We start from the raw sequence: 209 nt of genomic DNA on the forward strand, positions 1-209 counted from the left end.
CGCAGCGTCGGCTGTGGGTGACGGGGCCTCGGTTGGCGCGGCATCGGTGGGTGTGGTTCCCGTGGGCGCGAAACCGGCGGGTGTGGTGCTCCTGGGGCGGATGGTGATCATGCGGACGGCGGGGCTGCGGCTTCCGGCGATGCGCTTGGGGTCGGCTTTGACGCCGAGTTTGGTCAGGGCGAGGAATGCGTCCGCGGTGAGCTGTTCGG

The 209-nt window shown here is 70.8% G+C and carries 1 protein-coding gene; it reads right to left on the reverse strand.

Going from position 1 to position 209, the window contains the following annotated elements:
• The coding region (locus QN345_RS20465) for a hypothetical protein (RefSeq protein ID WP_323509288.1) at positions 1-209 on the reverse strand (209 nt) is incomplete at both ends.

Origin of the sequence: Cryobacterium sp. 10I1 (assembly GCF_035019805.1) — a bacterium.
GTDB classification, from domain to species: domain Bacteria; phylum Actinomycetota; class Actinomycetes; order Actinomycetales; family Microbacteriaceae; genus Cryobacterium; species Cryobacterium glucosi.